Raw genomic sequence first — 1,298 nt, 5'->3', positions numbered from 1 at the left:
TGGAGTGCCCGGCGTTTTTTGAACCAGTTGCTTTGATAGAAACTGGCAATCAAGGAGCGAACGATGGCACGGCGGAAGAAGCATACGCCTGAGCAGGTAGTGAACCTGCTGCGGCAGATAGAAGTGGCAGTGGCGAACGGGAAGACGACGTCTCTGGCGTGCAAGGAAGCGGAGATCACCGAACAGACCTACTACCGGTGGCGCAAGGAGTATGGCGGGTTGCAGGTAGACCAGGCGCGGCGGCTCAAGGAGCTGGAGTCGGAAAACGCGAAGCTGAAGCGGCTGGTCTCCGATCTGAGTCTGGAGAAGTTGATCCTGAAGGACATCGCTTCGGGAAACTTCTAAGCCCTGAGCGACGCAGATGCGCGGCGGATCATGCTCAAGAGCAGGGCTTGAGCGAGCGACGGGCGTGCCGGTTGGTGGACCAGCCACGCGGCACGCAGCGCTATCAGCCGACACGGCGTGAGGACGAAGATGTGCTCACGCGCGCCATCGTTGCGCTGGCCAGCCAGTACGGTCGCTATGGATACCGCCGCATCACGGCGCTGCTCAAGCGGGACGGCTGGGAGGTTGGCAAGGACCGCGTCGAGCGCATCTGGCGTCGGGAAGGTCTGAAGGTGCCGCAGCGGCAGAAGCCGCGTGGACGGCTGTGGTTGAACGACGGATCGTGCGTTCGGTTGCGGCCCGAGCGCACCAACCATGTATGGAGTTACGACTTCGTGAGTGCGAAGACGTACGACGGAAGGACGGTGCGGATGTTGAATCTGATCGACGAACACAGCAAAGAGTGCCTGCTGGTGCGGGCCGAGCGGCGCTGGTCATCGGCCAAGGTGATCGAGGCGTTGGCCGATGTGATGGTGATGAAAGGGGTGCCGGAGCATCTGCGTTCTGATAACGGACCGGAGTTCGTGGCCCGCGATCTGCGCAGGTGGCTGGCGGATACCGGAGCGAAGACGCTGTACATCGAACCCGGTTCACCGTGGGAGAACGGCTACTGCGAGAGCTTCAACTCGAAGCTTCGCGACGAGTTCCTGAACGGGGAAATCTTCTACTCGATGAAGGAGATCCGGGTGCTGGTCGAACGCTGGCGGGTCCACTACAACACGGTCAGACCACACTCGTCGCTGGGCTATCGCCCGCCCGCGCCAGAGGCCTGGATCACAACGAGCTTGGGGTGTGGGGAGGCGGGAATCGCTACGCTCATCCCGCCTCCCCACACCCCTAATGGCGGTTATCTGAACACAGAGATAGCTGCGCTACACTAACACGCAAGATGGTTCAAAAGCTCGGGCAGGCCA

General features: G+C 61.3%; 1 protein-coding gene. It reads left to right on the top strand.

What is annotated here, in order from left to right; genetic code table 11:
* Positions 1-63: 63 nt before the first annotated feature.
* Positions 64-1,265 (top strand): IS3 family transposase gene (locus OHL14_RS00025; protein WP_263377255.1). Its coding sequence is split into 2 segments (ribosomal slippage): positions 64-331 and positions 331-1,265, totalling 1,203 coding nucleotides; the frame shifts between segments, so codons are not numbered across the junction.
* Positions 1,266-1,298 lie beyond the last annotated feature (33 nt).

Origin of the sequence: Granulicella paludicola (genome assembly GCF_025685545.1) — a bacterium.
GTDB classification, from domain to species: Bacteria; Acidobacteriota; Terriglobia; order Terriglobales; family Acidobacteriaceae; genus Granulicella; species Granulicella paludicola.
The sequence above is the reverse complement of the archived record's forward strand: the minus strand, read 5'-3'. Positions and strand labels throughout refer to the sequence as shown.